Consider the following 21,372-nt stretch of genomic DNA (forward strand, 5'->3'; position numbering starts at 1 on the left):
CAACGGCGGCGGTAAAAGGGATTTCGGGAGCGCTCAGCCCAACTGGCGGTAACGGCCCCGGAAGTAGGCGAGCGGGCCGCCCTCCGCGCTCGGCACGGCGGCCGTCATCACGCGGCCGATCACCAGCGTGTGGTCGCCGGCCCGCACCCGCTGTTCGGTACGGCACTCCAGCGTCGCCAGCGCGCCGCCCACCAGTGGGGCCCCGGTGTACTCGCCGCGCCGGTAAGGGATGTCCGCGAACAGCAGGCGGTCGCTGACCCGTCCCTTCATCGAGAAACGCCCCGCGACGTGGCGCTGGCTCTCGGACAGCACGGACACCGCCCACAGCGGCTGCTCCTCGAGCAGCTCGTCCATGCGGGAGCCCTCGCGCAGGCCGACCAGCACCAACGGCGGGTCCAGGGAGACCGACAGGAACGCGGTCGCGGTCATGCCGACGTCCTCGCCGGCCGGTGCCCCGGGGTCGTCCGGGTCCAGCGGCGGCTCCACGGCGGTCACCAGGACCACTCCGGCGGCCAGACGGGACATGGCGGCACGAAACTCGTCGTTGCTCACCCCCTCAGCATGCAGGGCGGCGGACGGAACGGTGATCGGGACGGGGGCGGCGGGAGTGTTCAGCACACCGGGAACGCTAATCTCCGCTTCACGGGCACCGCATCGGACCCTGGCCCGAACCAGGACCTAGGACCAGCGGCCGATCCGGGCACGAATCATGCACAATCACCACACAATCCGCGTCGCGGACATGGGTCGGGATACCGCGTGTAGACCACGCAATTGTTCACGTTTGGCTGTGACTTGAGTCACAAGGGGCAAGAATTGTTGACCCTGTGTACCGGGTGAGCAGCGCGCTGTGATTCAGTGGCGGGGAAGCTGCTGCGACGATACGCCGAAGATGACCCTTGATGCGCTGCGAGGTCTCGGGGGGAGGGCGAGGATGGAGACCGAGTCGGAACCCTACGTCCGTCTGGCATCCCTGCGACAACTCCACCGGGCCATGGCCGACATGAACACGGCCCGCAGCCTGGCGGACACGTTGCAGACGGTCGCCGACGGCGTCGTGGGCGCCCTCGGGTACGAGCTGGCCTGCGTCAATCTCGTACGCCCCGACGGCGATCTCGTGGTCGCCGCCCTCGCAGGGAACGCGGCCGCCGAGGCCCTCATCACCGGCCGGGTCGGCTCGCGGGACTCCTGGGAGCGCCGGCTCACCATGGGCGAGCGCTGGGGCGATCTGATCTTCATACCGCACACCGAGGGCTGGGTCCTCGACGACGACGACGTCCCGCAGTGGTACACCGACGGTCCCGCTCCCCGCTTCGAGGACGAGTGGCACCCCGCCGACCGCCTCTTCGCCCCCATGTACGCGCCCGGACCGCAGGGCGGCGGCACCTCCGGCGAGCTGATCGGCGTGCTCTCCGTCGACCGCCCGCGCAACGGCCGCAGGCCCGGCGCCTGGGGCCGTGAGGCCCTGACGATGTACGCCTTCCAGGCCGCCATCGCCATCAGCAACGCCCGGCTGCGTTCCAACATGCAGCGCGCCCTGGTCCGCCTGGAGCGCGAGCAGCAGGCGCTGCGGGCCAGCGAGGAGAGCTTCCGGCAGGCCTTCGAGTACGCCCCCTCAGGCATGGCCATCGCCGAGATGGGCGGCGACCAGCACGGCCGCATCCTGCGCACCAACGACGCCCTGTGCCGCCTACTGGGCCGGCCCGCCTCCGCGATGCGCCGCTACTCCTTCTCCGACCTGGTCCACCCCGAGGACATAGGCACCCTGCTGCGCACCTCCGCCGAGGGCGGCCGGGCGGAGCTGCGGCTGTGCCGCCGCGACGGCAGCTACGTCTGGGTCTCCCTGCGCAACTCCGTGGTCGCCGACGCCGCCGACGGCCCGCGCTTCCTGCTCACCCACGTCGAGGACATCGAGGAGCGCAAGCGCCGCGAGCTCCAGCTCGCCCACCGCGCCTCCCACGACTCCCTCACCGGACTGCCGAACTCCGCCGAACTGCGCGCCCGGCTCTCCTCCCGGCTGTGCCGGCAGCAGCCGCAGACGCTGCCCGCCGCCGTGGACTCCATGGAGCCCTACGAGTCCTTCGACTCCCACGACGCCTACGGCCCGCCCGCCTTCGACCGGGGGCACGACTTCGACTTCCCGCCCGGCAGCGACGACTACGACGGCTACGACCACCATGTGCACACCGTCGCGCCCGCACCGGACGCCGACGACGGCACCAAGGGGCTCGCGGTGCTCTTCTGCGACCTCGACGGCTTCAAGTCGATCAACGACCGCTTCGGGCACAACGCGGGCGACGCGGTGCTCATCGAGGTCGCCCGCCGGCTCAGCAACGGCGTGCGGGACGGCGACACCGTGGCCCGGCTCGGCGGTGACGAATTCGTCATCCTCGCCGACGGCCTCGGCAGGGCCGACGCACAGGACCTCGCGGTCCGGCTGCGCAACGAGATCATCCAGCCCATCCGGGCCGAGGGGCGGGCCGTCCGGGTCGGGGCCAGCTTCGGCATCGGGTGGGCCCACTGCGGGATGACGGCCGACGAAGTATTGAAATCGGCCGACGAACGGATGTACGTCGAGAAACGATCTCGTCCCAAACAGCACCGGCGCGCCGGCTGACGTGCAGGTCGGCCGATTGATGCGGTCCGCATCACCCTTTCGGGTCAGGGAGACCGGGTAGGCTCGCCTTCTCCGCACACGTACGCACCCGATCCGCAGCTAGGAGCACAGGGGATGACGCCCGGCAACAACGGCGCGAGCACGCCCGAGGACGACGACCCGTTCGGCTACCTGTACGCCGACGGGCAGGCCAACGGAGCCCAGCCGCCGTCCGGGGGCTACGGCTACCCGAACTCGGTCAACCGGGTGCGGCCGGTCGGGACCCGCCAGTACGGCCAGCCGGGCCCCGCCCCGCAGGCACCGCCCCAGCAGGGCGCCTACGGCCAGCCCAACACCCACTACGCCGCCCCGGAGACGCTGCCGGGCGGCGCGACGACCGCGCACTCCCCGCAGCCGTCGCACGGCGGGGGCGGCCGGGGCCGCGGCCCGAACACCAAGGGGCTGCTGATCGGCGCGATCGCCGTGGTCGCCGCGGTCGTGATCGGCATCGGCGTGGCCATGATCAGCGGTGACGACGACGACAAGGGCGGCAACGAGGCGGGCCCCACCCCGACCGCCACCCAGGACACCGGCAAGCCGAGCCCTTCGGCGAGCGAGAGCGCCGAGGAGCAGTTTGAGTCGCCGACGATCGACGCGAAGGCGCTCCGTCTGTCGCCGGGGGTGACGACCGCCTCGGACGTCGAGGGCGCCGAGTCCGACGGCGGCGTCTACCTCACGAACCTCAACCAGCCGGGAGCCTCGGTCACCTGGACCGTCGACGGCATTCCGAAGGACGGCCCGTACACGGTCTTCTTCCGCTACAGCACCGCCGACGAGCCCCAGTCGATGACGCTCACCGTCAACGGCAAGCCCTTCGGCAACAAGCTGAACATGGACAACTTCGCCCGTGCCAAGGACGGCGACTTCTCCAAGGGCTGGACCAAGACCTACGCCTGGCCGACGCTGACCAAGGGCACCAACACCATCTCGCTGTCCTGCGGCGACGGCGACAAGTGCAACGTCCTGCTGGACCAGTTGTGGATCAAGGAAGGTCAGGTCAAGAAGTAAGCAGCAGCGAGGCGGCGGCCGTCGGCGTGCTGCACACCGGCGACCGCCGCCCAAGGCTGTCAGATGCGTCCGACCTCGACGCACGGAGCAGCGACCCAGCGTGCTTTTCAGGCGTAGTCGATCTCAGGCCGCACTGACTTCCTTGGTCACCGTGACCTTCGCCAGCAGCTCCTGGTAAGTGCCGCGGTCGAACTCCCCGGCAACCGGGGAGACGACCGTTGCCGTGGACAGGGCGACCGCGCGGGTCAGGCGGTCGGGCCAGGGGCGGTGCTCCACCAGGGCGGACAGCAGGCCCGCGACGGCCGAGTCGCCCGCGCCGGTCGGGTTGCCGGCCAGGCGGGCCGGCGGGGTCGCGCGCCAGTGGCCCTCCGGGGTCACCGCGAGCAGGCCCTCCGCGCCCAGTGAGGCGACGACCGTGCCGGCGCCCCGGCGGCGGGCGTCCTGGGTGGCGCGCAGCGGCTCGTGGGAGCCGGTCAGTTCGGCCAGTTCGTCGGCGTTCGGTTTGATGATGTCGGGCCGGCCGGCCACGCCGCGGCGCAGCGCCGCGCCGCTGGTGTCGAGCAGCACCGGTACCCGGGCGGCGCGGGCCGTGCGGACCAGTCCCGCGTACGCGCCCACCGGGACGCCCGGGGGCAGGCTGCCGCACAGGGCCACCGCGGAGGCGGACGCCAGCAGGTCCTCGTAGACCTCCTGGAAGGCGGACCACTCGGCGTGGGTGATGTCCGGGCCGGGCTCGTTGACGTGGGTGGTGGCGCCCGTGCGCCCGTCGACCAGGGTCACCGTGCGCCGGGTGGTGCCGGAGACCGGGACCAGGGCGTCCGTGAGGCGCGGGACCTCGGTGAGCCGGTCCCGCAGGACACGTCCCGTCAGACCGCCGGCGAAACCCGTGACGGTCACCTCGTGGCCGAGCGCGGCCAGCACCCGCGCCACGTTGACGCCCTTGCCGCCGGGGCGTTCCAGCACCTCGGACACCCGGTGGGAGGCGCCCGCCCGCAGGGACGGGACGCGATAGGTGACGTCGAGAGCGGTGTTCAGTGTGACCGTGAGAATCACCGGGCCGACCTCCCCCTCTTGCCTGCCTTCCATGGGCCCCTGGCGTCACGATCATGCCAAAAGGAAGGCGGTCGGCCCACCCCCAGGACCGGCCACCCTGTGCCGATCCCGGGGACGGATCAGGCCAGTTGGGGAGCGACCACCCATTCTCCCCGGCGCATCACGCCCACCAGGTCGAAGGCGGCGTCCAGCACGACCAGGTCGGCGTCCTTGCCGGGCTCCAGCGAGCCGATGCGGTCGTCCAGATTCAGCAGCCGCGCCGGGTTGGCGGAGATCGCCGCGACGACGTCCTCCACAGGCAGCTTGTCCACCGTCACCGCCCGCTTGAAGGCGCGGTCCAGGGTGAGCGTGGAGCCGGCGATCGAGTTGCCCTCGACCAGCCGCGCCACACCGTCCGCGACCTCGACCTCCAGCGGGCCGAGCATGTAGCGGCCGTCGCCGAAGCCGGCCGCGTCCATCGCGTCGGTGATGAAGGCGACCCGCTCGCGGCCCGCGTGGTGGAACGCCAACTGCAGCGCGGCCGGGTGCAGATGCGTGCCGTCGTTGATCAGCTCGACGGTGACCCGCTCGTCCTCCAGCAGCGCGGTGATCGGGCCGGGGGCGCGGTGGCCGAGCGGCGGCATCGCGTTGAACAGGTGGGTGGCGACGCTCGCGCCCGCGTCGACGGCCGCCAGGGTCTGCTCGTAGGTGGCGTCGGTGTGGCCCACGGCCGCGATCACCCCGTGCTCGACGAGCAGCCGTACGGAGTCCAGGCCGCCCGGGAGCTCGGTGGCCAGGGTCATCATCCGAGCGTGGCCGTGGGCCGCGTCGATCAGCTTGCGGACCTCGGCCGGGTCGGGGTCGCGCAGCAGGCTCTCGTCGTGCGCGCCCTTGCGGCACGGGGAGATGAACGGCCCCTCGAAGTGGATGCCGGCGATGTCACCCTGCTGGGCCAGCTCCGCCAGCATTCCGGCGTGCCGGGCGAGGAAGTCCAGGTCGCCGGTGACGGCGGAGGCGACCAGCGTGGTGGTGCCATGCAGGCGGTGGGTACGCACGCCCTGGAGGACGTCCTCGGCGTCGCCGCCGGCGAAGGACGCCCCGCCGCCGCCGTGGTTGTGGAGGTCGACGAAGCCGGGGACCAGCCAGTGACCGCTCAGGTCGACCGTCTCGGCCGCACCCTCCGCCGGTGCCGGGCCGGGGGCCGTGGCCGCGATGCGTGTGCCCTCGACGGTCACGCTTGCGCCGTCCACGGTCCCGGTGGGCAGGACCACCCGGGCACCGGTGAGAACCTTGGTGGGGGCCATCAGGTGGTTACCTCCGAGGGGTCAGTGGTCTCGATCGAGGGGTTGGTGGTCTCGATCAGGTCCCAGGCGAGAAGCCCCGCGCCCAGGCATCCGGCGGTGTCCCCGAGAGCCGCGGGGACCAGGGACGGGAGCTTCTGGAAGGTGACCCGCCGTCGGACGGCCTCCCGCAGCGGTGTGAACAAGGTTTCCCCCGCCTCGGCGAGCCCGCCACCGATGATCAGCGTGCGGGGGTCCAGCAGGGTGAGCGCGGTGACCAGCCCGTCGGCGAGCGCGTCCACCGCGTCCTGCCACACCCGCACCGCCCGGGCGTCCCCCGACTCCACGGCCTTGGCGCAGTCCGCCGCGTCCGCGTCAGGGTCGCCGCAGGCCGCCGCCCACGCCTGGCTCACGGCCGACGCGGACGCGAACCGCTCCAGACAGCCGCGTTGACCGCAGGGACACGGGGTGCCGCCGGGCCGTACGACGATGTGGCCGATCTCGCCCGCGAAGCCGTGCGCCCCCGCCTCGACCCGGCCGTCGATACCGATGGCGCCCGCGATGCCGGTGCCGAGCGGGACGAACAGGAAGCGGTCGGCGCCGCGCCCCGCCCCGATCCGGCCCTCGGCCAGGCCGCCGGTGCGCACGTCGTGGCCGAGCGCCACGGGGACGCCGCCGAGCCGCTCGGTGAGCAGGGCGCGCAGCGGGACGTCCCGCCAGCCGAGGTTCGCCGCGAAGGCGGCGATGCCCTCCGCCTCGTCGACGATGCCGGGGACGGCGACCCCGGCGGCCGACGCCGGTTCGCCGAGTTCACGGATGCCGTGGGCGCGGAGGTCCGCCGCGAAGCCGAGGATGCCGTCGACGACCGCGTCCGGGCCGTGCTCACGGCCGGTGGGGCGGCGGGCCTGGTGCAGCAGCTCGCCGTCCGCCCCGACCAGGGCGGCCTTCATCCCGGTGCCGCCCACATCGAGGGCGATGACATGTTTCACGGGAAACAGTGTGGCCCGCCGACCCGCGAGAGGTCTAGTCCACTCACGTGGTGTAGACCTTAATCCGATTATCGGAACCACGGGCGGCGCTCGGCGCCGGGCAGGGGAGAGCACGTGCAGCGGCGGGTCAGGACAAGGACGATCGCGGCGGTGTCCGCGCTGGGACTCGCAGCGGTCCTCGGCGGATGCGGGGTCGGCGGCGAATCCTCCGACGTGACGCTCACCCTGGTCGCCGCCGACTACGGCAACGGCGCGGCCGACAGCTCCAGGAAATACTGGGCCGGCCTGGTCGATCGCTACGAGTCCGCCCACCCGGGCGTGACCGTCGACGTCAGCGTCTACTCGTGGAACGACGTCGACCGCAAGGTCAAGGAAATGGTCGACGCCGGCGACCCGCCGGACATGGCACAGATCGGCGCGTACGCCGACTACGCCTCCGAGGGCCTGCTCTACAAGGCCGGTGACCTGCTCTCCATCCCCGTTCAGGCGGACTTCCTCTCGCAGCTGTCCACCGCGGGCGAGGTCAACAGCGTGCAGTACGGCATGCCGTTCGCCGCGTCCACGCGGCTGCTCTTCTACAACAAGGAGCTGTTCAAGGAGGCCGGGCTCACCCCGCCGACGACCTGGGACGAGCTCACCGAGTGCGCCGAGGCCCTCAAGGCGCGCGGGGTGACGTACCCCTACGCGCTGCCGCTCGGCCCGGAGGAGGCGCAGGCCGAGACCATGCAGTGGATGCTGAGCGGCGACGGCGGCTACACCGACGTCGGCGGCACCTACGGCATCGACTCCACCGAGAACGTCGAGACCTTCAGCTGGCTGCGGGACGAACTGGTCGGCAAGGGCCTCACCGGACCCGTCGCGCCGGGCAAGCTGAACCGGGCCAAGGCGTTCGAGGCGTTCGCCGCCGGTGAGGTCGGCATGCTCAACGGGCATCCCTCACTGATGGAGATGGCCGAGAAGAAGGGCGTGAAGTACGGCATGGTGCCGACGCCGGGGGCCGACGGCCCGACGTCCTCCACGCTGGGTGTCGCCGACTGGATGACGGCGTTCGAGAAGAACGGGCACCGCGACGAGATCGGGGACTTCCTCGACTTCGTCTACAGCGAGAAGAACGTGGTCGCCTTCTCCCGTGAGTACGACCTGATGCCGGTCACCAACTCCGCGTCGCGGGCGATGTCCTCGTCCGGGCAGGACAAGGGACTCAAGCCGTTCATCGACCAGTTGCCGCTCTCGGAGCTGTACCCGGTGGGCAAGACGTCCTGGGCGGCGGTGAACGCCGAGGTCAAGAAGCAGATCGGCAAGGCCGTGGAGCCGAACGGCAGCCCGGCGGGCGTGCTGGGCGGGCTGCAGGCGACGGCCGTACGGGCGGAGAGCGCGGGGTAGCCTGCCGGCATGGGTGACGGTGAGGAGCTGGGGCGCCTCGAGCGGGATGTGCTCGCGCTGGAGCGGCGGGGGGCTGTGTCGCCGGGGGCGAAGGAGCGGGTGATCCGGGAGGAGCTGGGGTTGGTGCCGGTGCGGTACTACCAGCTGCTGAACGCCCTGCTGGACGACCCGCGGGCCCTGGCCCACGACCCCGTGACGGTGAACCGCCTGCGGCGCGTGCGAGAGGCGCGGCGCGCCGAGCGGTGACCTCCCGTCCCTGGGGGCTGCGCCCCCAGACCCCCTGTCGGCCCTGGCGGGCCTCGTCCTCAAACGCCGGACGGGCTGATCTCAGCCCCTCCGGCGTCTGAGGAGCGGGGTCCGGGGCGGAGCCCCGGGGCCGGGACGGGAAGGGGCGGCGGGGGCGAAACCCCCTCAGGCGAGGCGGGCTGCCAGTGTGCGCAGAAGCCGCACCACCCCGGACGGGCCGTCGACCACCAGGTCGGCTCGTTCGCGGAGCTCCGTGACCTCCTCGCTGCCGCTGCACACCAGCACCCCCGGCGTGCCCGACGCCCGCAGCTTGTCGACGGCGGTGAAGGCCGCCAGGTCCCCCAGGTCGTCACCGGCGTAGAGCACCGCCTCCGCCCCGATCTCCCGCGCGTACTCCAGCAGCGCGACCCCCTTGTCCATGCCCGGCGGCCGCAGTTCCAGGACCATGCGGCCGGGCTCGACGACCAGGCCGTGCCGGGTCGCGAGACCGGTGAGCGGCTCGCGCAGGGCCTCGAAGGCGGCCTGCGGATCGGCGGCCCTGCGGGTGTGGACGGCGACCGCCCGCCCCTTCTCCTCGATCCAGGTGCCCTGCCAGGCACCCACCCGGTCCAGCAGCCCCGGCAGCTCCGCGCGGGCGGCGGCGACGCCGGGATGCGGGGCGGGCGCGGTGACCGTGCCGGTGACGGCGTCCCAGCGCTCGGCGCCGTAGTGACCGAGCACCACCAGGTGCTCCAGACCGGATACGCCCGCGAAGCCCCCGTGCCGCACGGCGACGCCCGGAGGCCGGCCGGTGACGACCGCGACCGCCGCGACCTTCGGGGCGAGCGCGGCGAGCGCGGGCACCGCGTCCGGGTGCGCACGGGCCTGCTCCGGATCGGCGACGATCGGCGCGAGGGTCCCGTCGAAGTCGAGCCCGATCAGCGCCTTGCCGGGACGGGCGAGCAGCGCGTCCAGTCCCTCCCGCCCGGCCTGCGTGGCGGGCGTCGGCAGGGCTCCGGGGTCCGTGGAATCCGTGTGACTGGCCATGTGCCCCAACCTATCCACGCACGCCCCGTGTCACGCCTCGCGCAGCGCTTCCAACTGGTCCAGGAACCACCGTGCCGGTGGCAGCGCCGTCGCCGCCGCGGCCAGCCGCTTGCAGCGTTCCGTGCGGTCCTCCGGGCGCATCGACAGGGCCTCGTGCAGTGCCTCGGCGGTCTCCACGACGTCGTACGGGTTGACGGTGATCGCGTCGTCGCCCAGCTCCTCGTGGGCGCCGGCCTCCCGGGACAGCACCAGCGCGCAGCCCGCCTCGGAGACCACCGGGACCTCCTTGGCGACCAGGTTCATGCCGTCGCGGATGGGGTTGACCAGGGCGACGTCGGCCAGCCGGTAGGCGGCCAGCGAGCGCGCGAAGTCGTCCTTGACGTGCAGCACGACCGGACGCCAGCCCGGGGTGCCGTACTGCTCGTTGATCTCGTCGGCGAGCCGCCGCACCTCGGCGGTGTAGTCGCGGTAGACGGCGAGGTCCTGCCGGGAGGGGTAGGCGAAGGCGACGTGCACCACGCGCTCGCGCCACTCGGGGCGGCCGTCCAGCAGCTGCCGGTACGCCAGCAGGCCGCGCACGATGTTCTTGGACAGCTCGGTGCGGTCCACCCGGACGATCGTCCGGCGCCCCTCACCGATCTCCTCCTTCAGCGCGGCCATCCGCTCGTCCACGTCCGCCTCGTGGGAGCGGGCGCGCAGGAAGTCCGCGTCGGCGCCCAGGCCGTGCACCCCGATCCGGGTGTCGCCGAGCCCGCCCGCGAAGCGCTCGCAGCACGCGGTGAACGCGTCCGCCCAGCGGCGGGTGAGGAAGCCGAGCCGGTCGGCGCCGAGCATCCCGCGCAGCACCTGGCGCGCGATGTCGTCGGGCAGCATCGCGAAGTACTCGGGCGGCGCCCACGGGGTGTGCGAGAAGTGGCCGATGCGCAGGTCGGGGCGGAGTTCGCGGAGCATCCCGGGGACCAGGGTGAGGTGGTAGTCCTGCACCAGCACCGCCGCGCCCTCGGCCGCCTCCTGGGCCAGCGCCTCGGCGAACGCCCGGTTGTAGGTCTCGTAGGAGGCCCACTGCCGGCGGAACTCCGCGTCGAAGGCGGGCTCCAGCGGGGTCTGGTACAGCATGTGGTGCACGAACCACAGCACCGAGTTCGCGATGCCGTTGTACGCGTCCGCGTGCACGTCCGCCGGGACGTCCAGCATCCGCACGCCGTCCTCGCCCACCCCGCGCCGCACGGCCTCGCGGTCGCCGTCGGACAGCGCCGAGCACACCCACAGCGCACCCGTCTCAGGACCGATCGCGGAGAGGCCGGACACCAGTCCGCCGCCACCCCGCTTGGCCCGCAGCGAACCGTCGTCCACCACCTCGTACGACACCGGCCCCCGGTTGGAGGCGACCAGCACCTGAGCTGCACCGAAGCTTGAAGCCATACGCCTCAACCTAGCCCGGCCCCCCGGGCCTCAAACGTGCCGGTGCGTCACACCGGCCGGCGACGGTCGGGGTCAGGCCACCCGGCGCGCCTGGTACTCCTCGATCTCCGTCATCGGCGGCCGTTCCTCCGTGTCCACCGAGTACGTGCGGGGCTCGAAGGCGTCCCCGGCCCGCTCGAACTGGGTCAGCGAGGGACGCAGCAGATGGCCGCGGGCCAGCCGCAGCTGCGCGGTGCGGTAGATCGCGGCGGCCATCCGGCCGAGCGCCTGGCCGTCCTGGTGCCGGTGCTTGCGCACCCCGACGTCCACCTGCGCCAGCGCGTCCAGGCCCACCAGATGCAGGGCGTCGACCAGCATGCCCAGCTCGACGCCGTACCCGACGGGGAACGGGAGCTGTTCGAGGAGGCCGCGGCGGGCCGCGTACTCGCCGCCCAGCGGCTGGACGAAACCGGCCAGCTGCGGCCAGTGCATGTTGAGCAGCGGGCGGGCCATCAGCTCCGTGACCCGGCCGCCCTGCCCGGCGCCCGCGCCGGTGGTGCTCCCGTCGGCCAGGGTCAGGGGCCGGTCGTACATGGCCTTGACCAGCTGGAGGTCGGGGTCGGTGAGCAGCGGGCCGACGATGCCGGTGACGAAGTCGGAGGAGAAGTCCCTGAGGTCGGCGTCGACGAAGCACACGATGTCGCCGCGGGTGACCAGCAGCGACCGCCACAGCACCTCGCCCTTGCCGGGCACGGCCGGTATGCGGGACAGGATCGCGTCCCGGTGCACCACCCGCGCGCCGGCCGCCGCGGCCTCCTCGGCGGTGCGGTCGGTGGAGCCGGAGTCGATCACCACCACCTCGTCGACCAGCGGGACCTGGAGCACCAGGTCGTGCCGGACGACCGAGACGATCTCGCCGACCGTGGCCTCCTCGTTGAGGGCGGGCAGCACCACGCTCACGGTCTGCCCCGAGGCCCGTTTCGCCGCCAGGATCCGGTGCAGGGGACGGTCGGCCAGCGACCAGGAGCGCTCGATCAGCCAGCGCTCGACTTCTTCCAGCACGGTCCGGGCTCCTCACTGGCCGGTGATCCATCTCGGGGTTCGGACGGCTCCCGCCGCCGTCCGGGCCTTCGGTTACAGTCTTGAACAACGCCAGCGACCCTCGCATGCCGGGGTCGCCGGGCGCACAACTGAACACCGCTCATCCAGAGGGGCAGAGGGATACGGCCCGATGAAGCCCCGGCAACCCTCCAGTCGGTTCCTGTCACGCGGACGTGGCGAGGCTCCCGGCTAGGGAAGGTGCCAAATCCGTCTCACGGCGAGATGCGTCGTGAGGAAGATGAGGAGAAAGGGCCTCGCCTCCATGGCTGTGCAGACTTTTGCAAGCACCACCGCAAGCACCACCGACTCCGCGAACACCGTCGACCTCGGCCCCGCCGCCGCGCTGTCCTGCCGCGAGTGCGGCCACCGCGTGCCTCTCGGTCCGGTCTTCGCCTGCGAGGAGTGTTTCGGCCCGCTGGAGATCGCCTACGACTTCTCGGGTTACGACACCGAAGAGCTCCGCAAGCGCATCGAGGCGGGCCCCGCGAACATCTGGCGCTACGCGCCGCTGCTGCCCGTCCCCGCGGACGTGGCGACCAAGCCCAACCTGAACCCGGGCTGGACCAAGCTGGTCCAGGCCGACAACCTGGCCCGCGAGCTGGGCGTCACCGGCGGTCTCTACGTCAAGGACGACTCCGGCAACCCCACGCACTCCTTCAAGGACCGCGTCGTCGCCCAGGCCCTGGAGGCCGCGCGCGCCTTCGGCTTCACCACGCTCTCCTGCTCCTCCACCGGCAACCTGGCCGGCGCGGTCGGTGCCGCCGCCGCCCGGGCCGGCTTCCGCTCCTGCGTGTTCATCCCGCACGACCTGGAGCAGGGCAAGATCGTCATGGCCGCCGTGTACGGCGGCGAGCTCGTCGGCATCGAGGGCAACTACGACGACGTGAACCGTTTCTGCTCCGAGCTGATCGGCGACCCGGCCGGCGAGGGCTGGGGCTTCGTCAACGTCAACCTGCGGCCGTACTACGCCGAGGGCTCCAAGACCCTCGCGTACGAGGTCTGCGAGCAGCTCGGCTGGCGGCTCCCGGACCAGATCGTGGTCCCGATCGCCTCCGGCTCGCAGCTCACGAAGATCGACAAGGGGCTGCAGGAGCTGATCAGGCTCGGGCTCGTCGAGGACCGGCCGTACAAGATCTTCGGTGCGCAGGCCGAGGGCTGCTCGCCGGTGTCCACCGCGTACAAGGCGGGGCACGACGTGGTCCGGCCGCAGAAGCCGAACACCATCGCCAAGTCGCTGGCCATCGGCAACCCGGCGGACGGCCCGTACGTGCTCGACATCGCCCGGCGCACCGGCGGCGCGGTGGAGGACGTCACGGACGAGCAGGTCGTCGACGCGATCAAGCTGCTCGCGCGCACCGAGGGGATCTTCGCGGAGACCGCGGGCGGGGTCACGGTGGGCGTGACGAAGAAGCTGATCGAGAGCGGGGCGCTGGATCCGTCCCTCACCACGGTGGTGTTGAACACCGGGGACGGGCTCAAGACGTTGGACGCTGTGGCGGGGACCGGGCTGACGGCGACGATTCGTCCCAGCCTGGAGTCGTTCCGTGAGGCCGGGCTCGTCTGAAGGCCGCTTCGTCTCTCATCCGCGGGCCGGTGGGGGTTTGTCGCGCAGTTCCCCGCGCCCCTGGGAAGTCATCCGACCGGAGGTTCAAAGTGAGTGTTACCGTCCGTATTCCTACCATTCTGCGTACCTACACCGGGGGCAAGGCCGAGGTCGCCGCCGAGGGCGGGACCCTCGGCGAGGTCATCAAGGACCTGGAGAAGAACCACACCGGCATCGCCGCCCGGGTCCTGGACGACCAGGGCAAGCTGCGCCGGTTCGTCAACGTCTACGTGAACGACGACGACGTGCGGTTCGAGCAGGGCCTCGAAACGGCCACCCCGGACGGGGCCGGCGTGTCGATCATCCCGGCGGTCGCCGGAGGCTGATCATTACCTTCGGTAATGACGGTTACCGAGCGTTTGCGACATTGCCCCTTCCGTGAGAGATGCGGAGGGGGCAATTCCATGTGATTGAGCGCGGTAGAGTTGGGGAACGCGCTCCCGATCCATTGATCGAGAAGCCTGAATTCCTGCCGCTGACCCGACTGGATGTAGCCAAAGTGCGGGCTCCTTTCGCGGCTTTTGTCTCCTTCGCCCGGCCCGACTTGCCCTGAATTCTGGCGAATTCTTGTCACATTCCGGACCGGTGGCGTCCAGATTTCTCGTCCGATTGACCTGTTGCAGACGGCAGTTGGACAGATACATTCAGCCGCGGTCGACGCGTTCCGGCGCACGCCCCCAACCGTTGGGGGGTGAGGTCTGACCCGGGTCCGCGAAGTGTGGATCTGTGCAAGGGCCAGTAATAGGGGAGTTAGGCATGGCTCAGGGCACCGTCAAGTGGTTCAACGCGGAGAAGGGGTACGGCTTCATCGCGGTCGACGGTGGTGCGGATGTTTTCGTCCACTACAGCGCCATCCAGATGGACGGCTACCGCACCCTTGAAGAGGGCCAGCGGGTCGAGTTCGAGATCTCGCAGGGTCAGAAGGGCCCGCAGGCCGACATGGTTCGCGTCACCGCCTGAACGCGCTACCAGCCGCACGCACATCTTCTGCCGGCGAAGGGCCCGCACCTCTCGGGGTGCGGGCCCTTCGTCATGCCCGGAACACCGGAACGCCCGGTGCGGTGGCGCTCGAAGTCCGCTAGGGGCGTGACAGGCGCGTGCGCCGCGCGCGCCGTGTTCGCGCGCGGCTGAGACCGGGCCCGAGCCCTTGGTACGCCTGGGCCGGACGGCTGCCGGGGGTCCGCCCGCCGCGACGCCGCTTCGCCGGTGTGCCTTGCACTCTCGGGGGTCGAGTGCTAATCATTGGCGTTAGCACTCTGAAGGTGAGAGTGACAACGAAGGACCGGGTCGGTGAGGCCCGCCAGGTCACGTGGGGCAAGGAACCACAGGCCGGCGAGCCGTCCGTCGCGGGCGCGGGCGCGGTCCGAAGGAATCACCCCCAGTCCTGGAGGGACCACTTCACATGGCCAAGATCATCGCGTTCGACGAGGAGGCGCGGCGCGGCCTCGAGCGCGGCATGAACCAGCTCGCGGACGCCGTGAAGGTGACGCTCGGCCCCAAGGGCCGCAACGTCGTCCTCGAGAAGAAGTGGGGCGCCCCCACGATCACCAACGATGGTGTCTCCATCGCCAAGGAGATCGAGCTCGAGGACCCGTACGAGAAGATCGGCGCCGAGCTGGTCAAGGAAGTCGCCAAGAAGACGGACGACGTCGCCGGTGACGGTACGACCACCGCGACCGTTCTCGCCCAGGCCCTGGTCAAGGAGGGCCTGCGCAACGTCGCCGCCGGCGCCAACCCGATGGCCCTGAAGCGCGGTATCGAGAAGGCCGTCGAGGCCGTCTCCGCCGCCCTGCTGGAGCAGGCGAAGGACGTCGAGACCAAGGAGCAGATCGCTTCCACGGCCTCCATCTCCGCCGCCGACGTCCAGATCGGCGAGCTCATCGCCGAGGCCATGGACAAGGTCGGCAAGGAAGGCGTCATCACCGTCGAGGAGTCCCAGACCTTCGGTCTGGAGCTGGAGCTCACCGAGGGTATGCGCTTCGACAAGGGCTACATCTCGGCGTACTTCGCCACCGACATGGAGCGTATGGAGGCCGTCCTCGACGACCCGTACATCCTGATCGCCAACTCCAAGATCTCCAACGTCAAGGACCTGCTCCCGCTCCTGGAGAAGGTCATGCAGTCGGGCAAGCCGCTGCTGATCATCGCCGAGGACGTCGAGGGCGAGGCCCTGTCGACCCTGGTGGTCAACAAGATCCGCGGCACCTTCAAGTCCGTCGCCGTCAAGGCCCCGGGCTTCGGTGACCGCCGCAAGGCCATGCTCGGCGACATCGCCATCCTCACGGGCGGCGAGGTCATCTCCGAGGAGGTCGGCCTCAAGCTGGAGAACGCCACCGTCGACCTGCTGGGCAAGGCCCGCAAGGTGGTCATCACCAAGGACGAGACCACCATCGTCGACGGTGCCGGCTCCGCCGACCAGGTCCAGGGCCGCGTGAACCAGATCCGCGCCGAGATCGAGAACAGCGACTCGGACTACGACCGCGAGAAGCTGCAGGAGCGCCTGGCGAAGCTCGCCGGCGGTGTCGCGGTCATCAAGGCCGGTGCCGCCACCGAGGTGGAGCTCAAGGAGCGCAAGCACCGCATCGAGGACGCCGTGCGCAACGCCAAGGCGGCCGTCGAGGAAGGCATCGTCGCCGGTGGTGGCGTGGCCCTGCTGCAGGCCTCCCAGGTGTTCGAGAAGCTGGAGCTCGAGGGTGACGAGGCGACCGGCGCCAACGCCGTGAAGCTCGCCCTGGAGGCCCCGCTGAAGCAGATCGCCGTCAACGGTGGTCTCGAAGGCGGCGTCGTCGTGGAGAAGGTCCGCAACCTCACGGTCGGCCACGGTCTGAACGCCGCGACCGGCGAGTACGTCGACATGATCGCCGAAGGCATCATCGACCCGGCCAAGGTGACGCGCTCCGCGCTGCAGAACGCCGCGTCGATCGCCGCGCTGTTCCTCACCACCGAGGCCGTCATCGCCGACAAGCCGGAGAAGGCCGCGGCCCCGGCCGGCGGCGGCATGCCGGGCGGTGACATGGACTTCTGAGCCTGATCCGTCAGGTTCGGACCCGTCCTACGGTCCGGAGGGCGGCACTCCCGTACGCGGGGGTGCCGCCCTTCGGCGTGTCCGGGCGCCGCCGGAGTGACCGGCGTCACGGGGGTGCGCGGGGGCGGGGCGGGAATGGCGAAGCACGCGTGTCGGTTCGAACACAGTGGGTACATGCATGCACGTACACATACCGTCCAGTATCGCGAGGAGCCCCCACCGATGACCGTCGCCGCCTCCGAAGCCACCGGCCGTGCCGCCGACGTCCTGGCCCGCCCGGTCGCCCTCAACGGGCTGACCGTGCCGAACCGTCTCGTCATGGCGCCCATGACCCGTCAGTTCTCGCCGGGCGGTGTGCCGGGGGAGGACGTCGTGTCGTACTACGCCCGCCGGGCCGCCGCCGGGATCGGTCTGATCGTCACCGAGGGCACCTACGTCGACCACCCGTCCGCGGGCATCAGCGACCGGATCCCCCGGTTCCACGGTGAGGAGCAGCTCGCGGGCTGGGCGAAGGTCGCCGACGCCGTGCACGCGGCCGGGGGCCGGATCATGCCGCAGTTGTGGCACGTCGGCATGGTGCGCGAGCAGGGGCAGCCGCCGTTCCCCGAGGCGCCGGCGGTCGGCCCGTCGGGCCTGCGCCTGGACGGCACCGAGGGCGGCAAGGCCATGACCCAGGCCGACATCGACGCCGTCGTCGCCGCGTTCGCCGAGGCGGCCGCCGCCGCGGAGCGCATCGGCTTCGACGGTGTGGAGCTGCACGGCGCCCACGGCTACCTCATCGACCAGTTCCTGTGGGCCGGCACCAACCGCCGCACCGACGCCTACGGCGGTGACCTGGTGGCCCGCACCCGGTTCGCCGTCGAGATCGTGCAGGCGGTGCGTTCGGCCGTGTCGCCCGGCTTCCCGGTGGTCTTCCGCTTCTCGCAGTGGAAGTCCGACCACTACGGCGCCCGGCTCGCCGAGACCCCGCAGGAGCTGGAGGCGGTCCTCGCCCCGCTGGCGACCGCCGGTGTCGACGCCTTCCACGCGTCCACCCGCCGCTACTGGCTCCCCGAGTTCGACGGCTCCGACCTCAACCTGGCCGGCTGGGCGCGCAAGCTGACCGGCCGGCCCACCGTCACCGTCGGCTCGGTCGGCCTGGACGGCGAGTTCGGGCGCGCCTTCCTGGGCGAGGGGGCCGAGCTGCGCGGCATCGACGACCTGCTCGACCGTCTGGAGCGCGACGAGTTCGACATGGTCGCGGTGGGCCGCGCGGTCCTCCAGGACCCCGAGTGGGCGGCGAAGGTCCTGGGCGGCCGCTTCGACGAACTGAAGGCGTACGACGCGGCGTCGCTCACGTCGCTGAGCTGAGCCGAGCGAGTCGACGTCAGCCCAGCCGACGGCAGCCGAGCCGAGCCGACGTGAGCCGAGCTGAGGTGAGCTGAACGGCGGGCCGGCGGGACGACCGGCCGGAAACGACCTGAACCGGGTTCGGCCGGTGCCGGGCGCGGTGCCCCCTTGCCGGGGCGCCGCGCCCGTTCTCATACGCCCCGCGTGGTGGATGTCATGCGACTGTCACACCGTTTTCATTTGCTTGCGTCAATCAAGTGACTTAAAGTTGCCTGAGTCAAGCAGAGCTGACTCATCCGGAGAACTCCTTCATGTCCGACGCACCCGAGAAATCCGTCACGACCGGCACCGCCGAGCCGCCCAGGACGGGTGCCGTGGTCCCCGTGCTGGCACTCAGCGGCATCGTGGTCTCGCTGATGCAGACCCTGGTCATCCCGATCGTGGGACAGCTGCCGCAGTACCTGAACGCCTCGGCGTCGGACACCGCCTGGGCCATCACCGCCACCCTGCTGGCCGCCGCCGTCGCCACGCCGATGATGGGCCGGCTCGGCGACATGTACGGCAAGCGCCGCATGCTGCTGGTCAGCATGACCATGTTGGTCGTCGGCTCCGTCGTCGCCGGGTTCAGCGACACCCTGACCCCGATGATCGTCGGCCGTGCCCTCCAGGGCCTGTCCTCCGGTGTCATCCCGCTGGGCATCAGCATCCTGCGTGACGAACTTCCGGCGGAGCGGCTCGGCTCGGCCACCGCGATGATCAGCGCCTCGCTCGGCGTCGGCGGCGCGCTCGGCCTGCCCATCGCCGCGCTGATCGCCGACAACTTCGACTGGCACGCGCTGTTCTGGACGTCCGCCGCGCTCGGCGTGGTCGCCCTCGTCCTGGTCCTCGCGCTGGTGCCCGAGTCGAAGGTGCGGACCGGCGGACGCTTCGACCTGGTGGGCGCGGCCGGTATGGCCGCCGGACTGATCTGCCTGCTGCTGGCGATCTCCAAGGGCGGTGACTGGGGCTGGTCCAGCGGCACCACGCTCGGCCTGTTCGCCGCGTCCGTCGTCGTACTGCTCGCCTGGGGGTTCTTCGAGCTGCGCACCGAGCGCCCGCTGGTGGACCTGCGCACCACCGCCCGCCCGCAGGTGCTGGTCACCAACCTCGCCTCCGTGGCGATCGGCTTCGCGATGTTCTCCATGTCGCTGGTCATCCCGCAGGTGCTGCAGCTGCCCGAGCAGACCGGCTACGGTCTCGGCCAGTCCCTGTTGAGCGCCGGTCTGGTCATGGCCCCGTCGGGCCTGGTGATGATGGCGCTGGCCCCGGTCTCGGCGCTGGTCTCCCGCGCCCGTGGGCCGAAGGTGACGCTGATGATCGGCGCGCTGATCGTGGCCGCGGGCTACGGGCTGAACGTCGCGCTGATGAGCGAGGTCTGGCACTTCGTGCTGGCGTCGTGCGTCATCGGCGCCGGCATCGGCTTCTGCTACGGCGCCATGCCCACGCTGATCATGGGTGCCGTGCCCGCCTCCGAGACGGGTGCCGCCAACAGCCTCAACACCCTGATGCGCTCCATCGGCACCTCCGTGGCCAGCGCCGTCGCCGGTGTCGTCCTGGCGCAGATGACCACGCAGTTCGGTCCGTACGCGCTGCCGTCCGAGGACGCGTTCCGCACGGTCCTCGCGCTCGGTGCCGGCGCGGCGCTGCTGGGCTTCGTCGTCGCCGCGTTCATCCCGAAGCAGCGGGGTTCCGCCGAGGCGGAGGCGCTTCTCGCCGAGGGCGGCGCGCCGGAGGCCGCGGAAGCCGCCAAGGCGTAGCGCGGGACGTGGTGAGTGAACGGCGGCCGCCGTCCCGGAGACCTCGGGACGGCGGCCGCCGCATGTCGTGGCCCCGGCTCACGGAGCCGTGGGGGCCGGTGGGCTCAGAGGTTGCCCATCGGTTCGATGTCGACGCGGACCGGGGTGCCCCAGACGCGCAGCACCTCGTAGTCGGTGAACTCGTGCACGATCCGGTACGCCATGGCCGCGTGGGGTCCACGCCGCTGGGCCGCGACGAACAGCTCCGCCTCGTGCCGGTCCCGGCGCGGGGTCCCGCACAGCTGCCACGCCTGGCCGTTCCACAGCTCCGGCAGCCAGCGCTGCTGGGGCTGTGGGCGGTCGCCGCGCACCCCGTAGCGGGAGGGCGCCGGGTCGGCGGGGCGGGCCTGCGGGGCCGGGCCGTTGAACTCGGCGCGGCGCGCGGCGCGGCGTCGGGTCTCGCAGAGCAGGCACAGGTCGGGGGCGCTCTCGTCGACCGGTCCGGTGGGGTGCTCGGCGCAGCGGGTGCTGGGTGCGGCCGTGGTGACGCTGTCCTCCAGCAGGTCCAGCGCGCGCCGCAGGTCGGCCCGCACCTCGTGCAGCCGGCCGTCCGTGGTGTCCGCGGACAGGGCCTCGCCGTGCTCACCGAGCACGCGCAGGGCCCGGCCCAGGGCGGTGAGCTGTGCGTGGTTCATGGTGATCTCCGTGTCGGTGGGGCCGGTGTTCCCAGCGTGCACCACGAAGGGCGGCCAGGGCGCCCCGGGGGCGGGAACGCCGGACCCCCTACGATGCCTGGTCGGGCGGACAGCTGTCGAAGGGGCGGGGAAAGAGATGACGGGGACAGGGGCGGTACCGGTGCGGGCCGACGTCGAGGACGCCCGGCCCGCGGGGGAGCGGCGCAGGGTCGCGAACTCCCTGTTCTGGGCCGTCGCGGTGACGGCCGGGCTGCTCCTGGGCGCCGTCGTCGCCTCGTGGGTCACGTGGCTGGGGGTCGTCGTCGGGCTGGTGGCCGTTGCCGTCGCGGCGTGTCTCGTGGGCGGCGCGTGGCACCGGCCCGGTGCGGCGGTCATGGTCTCCGTCGCCGGTTTCGCCCTGATGCTGTTCGCGACGCCCGCCGTGTACGAGGGGTACATGGGGGCGGTGGGCGAGCCGGTGGACGCCGTGGTCCTCCAGGTCGTGGACGAGGACCGCCGGCGGGGACCGGACCTGTTCTGCACGCTCCAGGAGCTGGACGGCGAGCGGCGCGTCCACCGGGTCTCCCAGCAGGAGAACTGCTTCGGGCAGGCGAAGGCGGGCGACCGGGTCACGATCACCGAGGACCCGCTCGGCCTCCTCGACCCGCGGATGCCGGACGGCCCGGGGCAGGAGGACAGCCGCCGGATCACCCTCGCGGCCGCCGTCGGCCTGACCGCGCTCGTCCTCGGCACCACCGCTTTCGCCGGACTGCGGCGCCGGGGCCGGTGACCCGAATCGCCGACTCAGGTCACCGGACCGTCACCGGAGGGCCGGTGCCGAGGG

General features: G+C 71.7%; 19 protein-coding genes and 1 riboswitch. Of the genes, 11 read left to right on the forward strand and 8 right to left on the reverse strand.

Annotation, left to right across the window (positions count from 1 at the left end; genetic code table 11):
- Positions 1-33: 33 nt before the first annotated feature.
- Positions 34-618, reverse strand: a complete 585-nt coding sequence (locus tag B100_RS0109145) for a flavin reductase family protein (protein WP_024884139.1) — start codon at positions 616-618, stop codon at positions 34-36.
- Between the two features lie 316 nt (positions 619-934).
- Here B100_RS0109145 and cdgB point away from each other — a divergent pair, with 316 nt between their 5' ends.
- Both cdgB and B100_RS0109155 read left to right on the forward strand, forming a co-directional pair.
- Positions 935-2,617: a diguanylate cyclase CdgB gene (gene cdgB, locus B100_RS0109150; RefSeq protein ID WP_024884140.1), complete on the forward strand. Its 1,683-nt coding sequence runs from the start codon at positions 935-937 to the stop codon at positions 2,615-2,617.
- A gap of 114 nt (positions 2,618-2,731) precedes the next feature.
- Entirely contained in the window at positions 2,732-3,664 is a 933-nt protein-coding gene (locus B100_RS0109155) for a carbohydrate-binding protein (RefSeq protein WP_024884141.1), read from the forward strand.
- A gap of 123 nt (positions 3,665-3,787) precedes the next feature.
- On the opposite strand, the gene B100_RS0109160 is transcribed toward B100_RS0109155, so the two are convergent.
- The 3 genes from B100_RS0109160 to B100_RS0109170 all read right to left on the reverse strand — a co-directional run bounded on the left by B100_RS0109160 (position 3,788) and on the right by B100_RS0109170 (position 6,965).
- On the reverse strand, positions 3,788-4,717 hold the full coding sequence (locus B100_RS0109160; RefSeq protein WP_024884142.1) for a 1-phosphofructokinase: 930 nt from the start codon (positions 4,715-4,717) through the stop codon (positions 3,788-3,790).
- Between the two features lie 119 nt (positions 4,718-4,836).
- Entirely contained in the window at positions 4,837-6,000 is a 1,164-nt protein-coding gene (gene nagA, locus B100_RS0109165; RefSeq protein ID WP_024884143.1) for an N-acetylglucosamine-6-phosphate deacetylase, read from the reverse strand.
- Positions 6,000-6,965 carry an ROK family protein gene (locus B100_RS0109170; RefSeq protein WP_024884144.1) on the reverse strand — a complete coding sequence of 322 codons (966 nt, stop codon included), beginning with the start codon at positions 6,963-6,965 and terminating at the stop codon, positions 6,000-6,002. The genes nagA and B100_RS0109170 overlap by 1 nt, the downstream gene beginning before the upstream one ends.
- Before the next feature lie 114 nt (positions 6,966-7,079).
- Here B100_RS0109170 and B100_RS0109175 point away from each other — a divergent pair, with 114 nt between their 5' ends.
- Both B100_RS0109175 and B100_RS0109180 read left to right on the forward strand, forming a co-directional pair.
- The gene (locus tag B100_RS0109175) at positions 7,080-8,348 is read left to right on the forward strand and encodes an extracellular solute-binding protein (protein WP_024884145.1); all 1,269 of its coding nucleotides are present in this window, start codon (positions 7,080-7,082) and stop codon (positions 8,346-8,348) included.
- 9 nt (positions 8,349-8,357) lie between these two features.
- Positions 8,358-8,594, forward strand: a complete 237-nt coding sequence (locus tag B100_RS0109180) for a DUF3263 domain-containing protein (protein ID WP_024884146.1) — start codon at positions 8,358-8,360, stop codon at positions 8,592-8,594.
- 165 nt (positions 8,595-8,759) lie between these two features.
- Here the strand turns inward: B100_RS0109180 and otsB are convergent, their stop codons facing one another.
- From otsB to B100_RS0109195, 3 genes are all read right to left on the reverse strand, one after another.
- Complete coding sequence (gene otsB / locus B100_RS0109185; protein WP_024884147.1) at positions 8,760-9,620, reverse strand: trehalose-phosphatase; 861 nt, start codon at positions 9,618-9,620, stop codon at positions 8,760-8,762.
- A 30-nt stretch (positions 9,621-9,650) separates the two neighbouring features.
- On the reverse strand, positions 9,651-11,042 hold the full coding sequence (locus B100_RS0109190; RefSeq protein WP_106966972.1) for a trehalose-6-phosphate synthase: 1,392 nt from the start codon (positions 11,040-11,042) through the stop codon (positions 9,651-9,653).
- A gap of 72 nt (positions 11,043-11,114) precedes the next feature.
- Positions 11,115-12,083: a glucosyl-3-phosphoglycerate synthase gene (locus tag B100_RS0109195; RefSeq protein ID WP_024884149.1), complete on the reverse strand. Its 969-nt coding sequence runs from the start codon at positions 12,081-12,083 to the stop codon at positions 11,115-11,117.
- A gap of 136 nt (positions 12,084-12,219) precedes the next feature.
- Positions 12,220-12,367, forward strand: a riboswitch (SAM riboswitch).
- A 17-nt stretch (positions 12,368-12,384) separates the two neighbouring features.
- Here B100_RS0109195 and thrC point away from each other — a divergent pair.
- The 6 genes from thrC (at position 12,385) to B100_RS0109225 (ending at position 19,875) form a co-directional block, all read left to right on the forward strand.
- Positions 12,385-13,686 (forward strand): threonine synthase, encoded by a 1,302-nt coding sequence (thrC, locus tag B100_RS0109200; protein WP_024884150.1) that lies wholly within the window; start codon positions 12,385-12,387, stop codon positions 13,684-13,686.
- Between the two features lie 89 nt (positions 13,687-13,775).
- Entirely contained in the window at positions 13,776-14,051 is a 276-nt protein-coding gene (locus tag B100_RS0109205) for a MoaD/ThiS family protein (RefSeq protein WP_024884151.1), read from the forward strand.
- Between the two features lie 430 nt (positions 14,052-14,481).
- Positions 14,482-14,685, forward strand: a complete 204-nt coding sequence (locus B100_RS0109210; protein WP_004986573.1) for a cold-shock protein — start codon at positions 14,482-14,484, stop codon at positions 14,683-14,685.
- 442 nt (positions 14,686-15,127) lie between these two features.
- Entirely contained in the window at positions 15,128-16,750 is a 1,623-nt protein-coding gene (gene groL / locus B100_RS0109215) for a chaperonin GroEL (RefSeq protein ID WP_024884152.1), read from the forward strand.
- 222 nt (positions 16,751-16,972) lie between these two features.
- Positions 16,973-18,100, forward strand: a complete 1,128-nt coding sequence (locus tag B100_RS0109220) for an NADH:flavin oxidoreductase (RefSeq protein ID WP_024884153.1) — start codon at positions 16,973-16,975, stop codon at positions 18,098-18,100.
- Positions 18,101-18,390: 290 nt separating this feature from the next.
- Positions 18,391-19,875 (forward strand): MFS transporter, encoded by a 1,485-nt coding sequence (locus B100_RS0109225; protein ID WP_024884154.1) that lies wholly within the window; start codon positions 18,391-18,393, stop codon positions 19,873-19,875.
- A gap of 104 nt (positions 19,876-19,979) precedes the next feature.
- Here the strand turns inward: B100_RS0109225 and B100_RS0109230 are convergent, their stop codons facing one another.
- Positions 19,980-20,549, reverse strand: a complete 570-nt coding sequence (locus B100_RS0109230; RefSeq protein WP_024884155.1) for a hypothetical protein — start codon at positions 20,547-20,549, stop codon at positions 19,980-19,982.
- Between the two features lie 136 nt (positions 20,550-20,685).
- Between B100_RS0109230 and B100_RS0109235 the strand changes: the two genes are divergently transcribed.
- Positions 20,686-21,318, forward strand: a complete 633-nt coding sequence (locus B100_RS0109235; protein ID WP_037722537.1) for a hypothetical protein — start codon at positions 20,686-20,688, stop codon at positions 21,316-21,318.
- The last annotated feature ends 54 nt before the right edge of the window (positions 21,319-21,372 follow it).

It is taken from the genome of Streptomyces sp. CNH189, assembly GCF_000527195.1.

Excerpts from the sequence above, each read along its gene's own strand:
- cdgB (WP_024884140.1), top strand. The coding sequence starts at position 935 with ATGGAGACCGAGTCGGAACCCTACGTCCGTCTGGCATCCCTGCGACAA.
- B100_RS0109155 (WP_024884141.1), top strand. The coding sequence starts at position 2,732 with ATGACGCCCGGCAACAACGGCGCGAGCACGCCCGAGGACGACGACCCG.
- nagA (WP_024884143.1), bottom strand. The coding sequence starts at position 6,000 with ATGGCCCCCACCAAGGTTCTCACCGGTGCCCGGGTGGTCCTGCCCACC.
- B100_RS0109180 (WP_024884146.1), top strand. The coding sequence starts at position 8,358 with ATGGGTGACGGTGAGGAGCTGGGGCGCCTCGAGCGGGATGTGCTCGCG.
- otsB (WP_024884147.1), bottom strand. The coding sequence starts at position 9,620 with ATGGCCAGTCACACGGATTCCACGGACCCCGGAGCCCTGCCGACGCCC.
- B100_RS0109190 (WP_106966972.1), bottom strand. The coding sequence starts at position 11,042 with ATGGCTTCAAGCTTCGGTGCAGCTCAGGTGCTGGTCGCCTCCAACCGG.
- thrC (WP_024884150.1), top strand. The coding sequence starts at position 12,385 with ATGGCTGTGCAGACTTTTGCAAGCACCACCGCAAGCACCACCGACTCC.
- B100_RS0109210 (WP_004986573.1), top strand. The coding sequence starts at position 14,482 with ATGGCTCAGGGCACCGTCAAGTGGTTCAACGCGGAGAAGGGGTACGGC.
- groL (WP_024884152.1), top strand. The coding sequence starts at position 15,128 with ATGGCCAAGATCATCGCGTTCGACGAGGAGGCGCGGCGCGGCCTCGAG.
- B100_RS0109220 (WP_024884153.1), top strand. The coding sequence starts at position 16,973 with ATGACCGTCGCCGCCTCCGAAGCCACCGGCCGTGCCGCCGACGTCCTG.
- B100_RS0109225 (WP_024884154.1), top strand. The coding sequence starts at position 18,391 with ATGTCCGACGCACCCGAGAAATCCGTCACGACCGGCACCGCCGAGCCG.
- B100_RS0109230 (WP_024884155.1), bottom strand. The coding sequence starts at position 20,549 with ATGAACCACGCACAGCTCACCGCCCTGGGCCGGGCCCTGCGCGTGCTC.
- B100_RS0109235 (WP_037722537.1), top strand. The coding sequence starts at position 20,686 with ATGACGGGGACAGGGGCGGTACCGGTGCGGGCCGACGTCGAGGACGCC.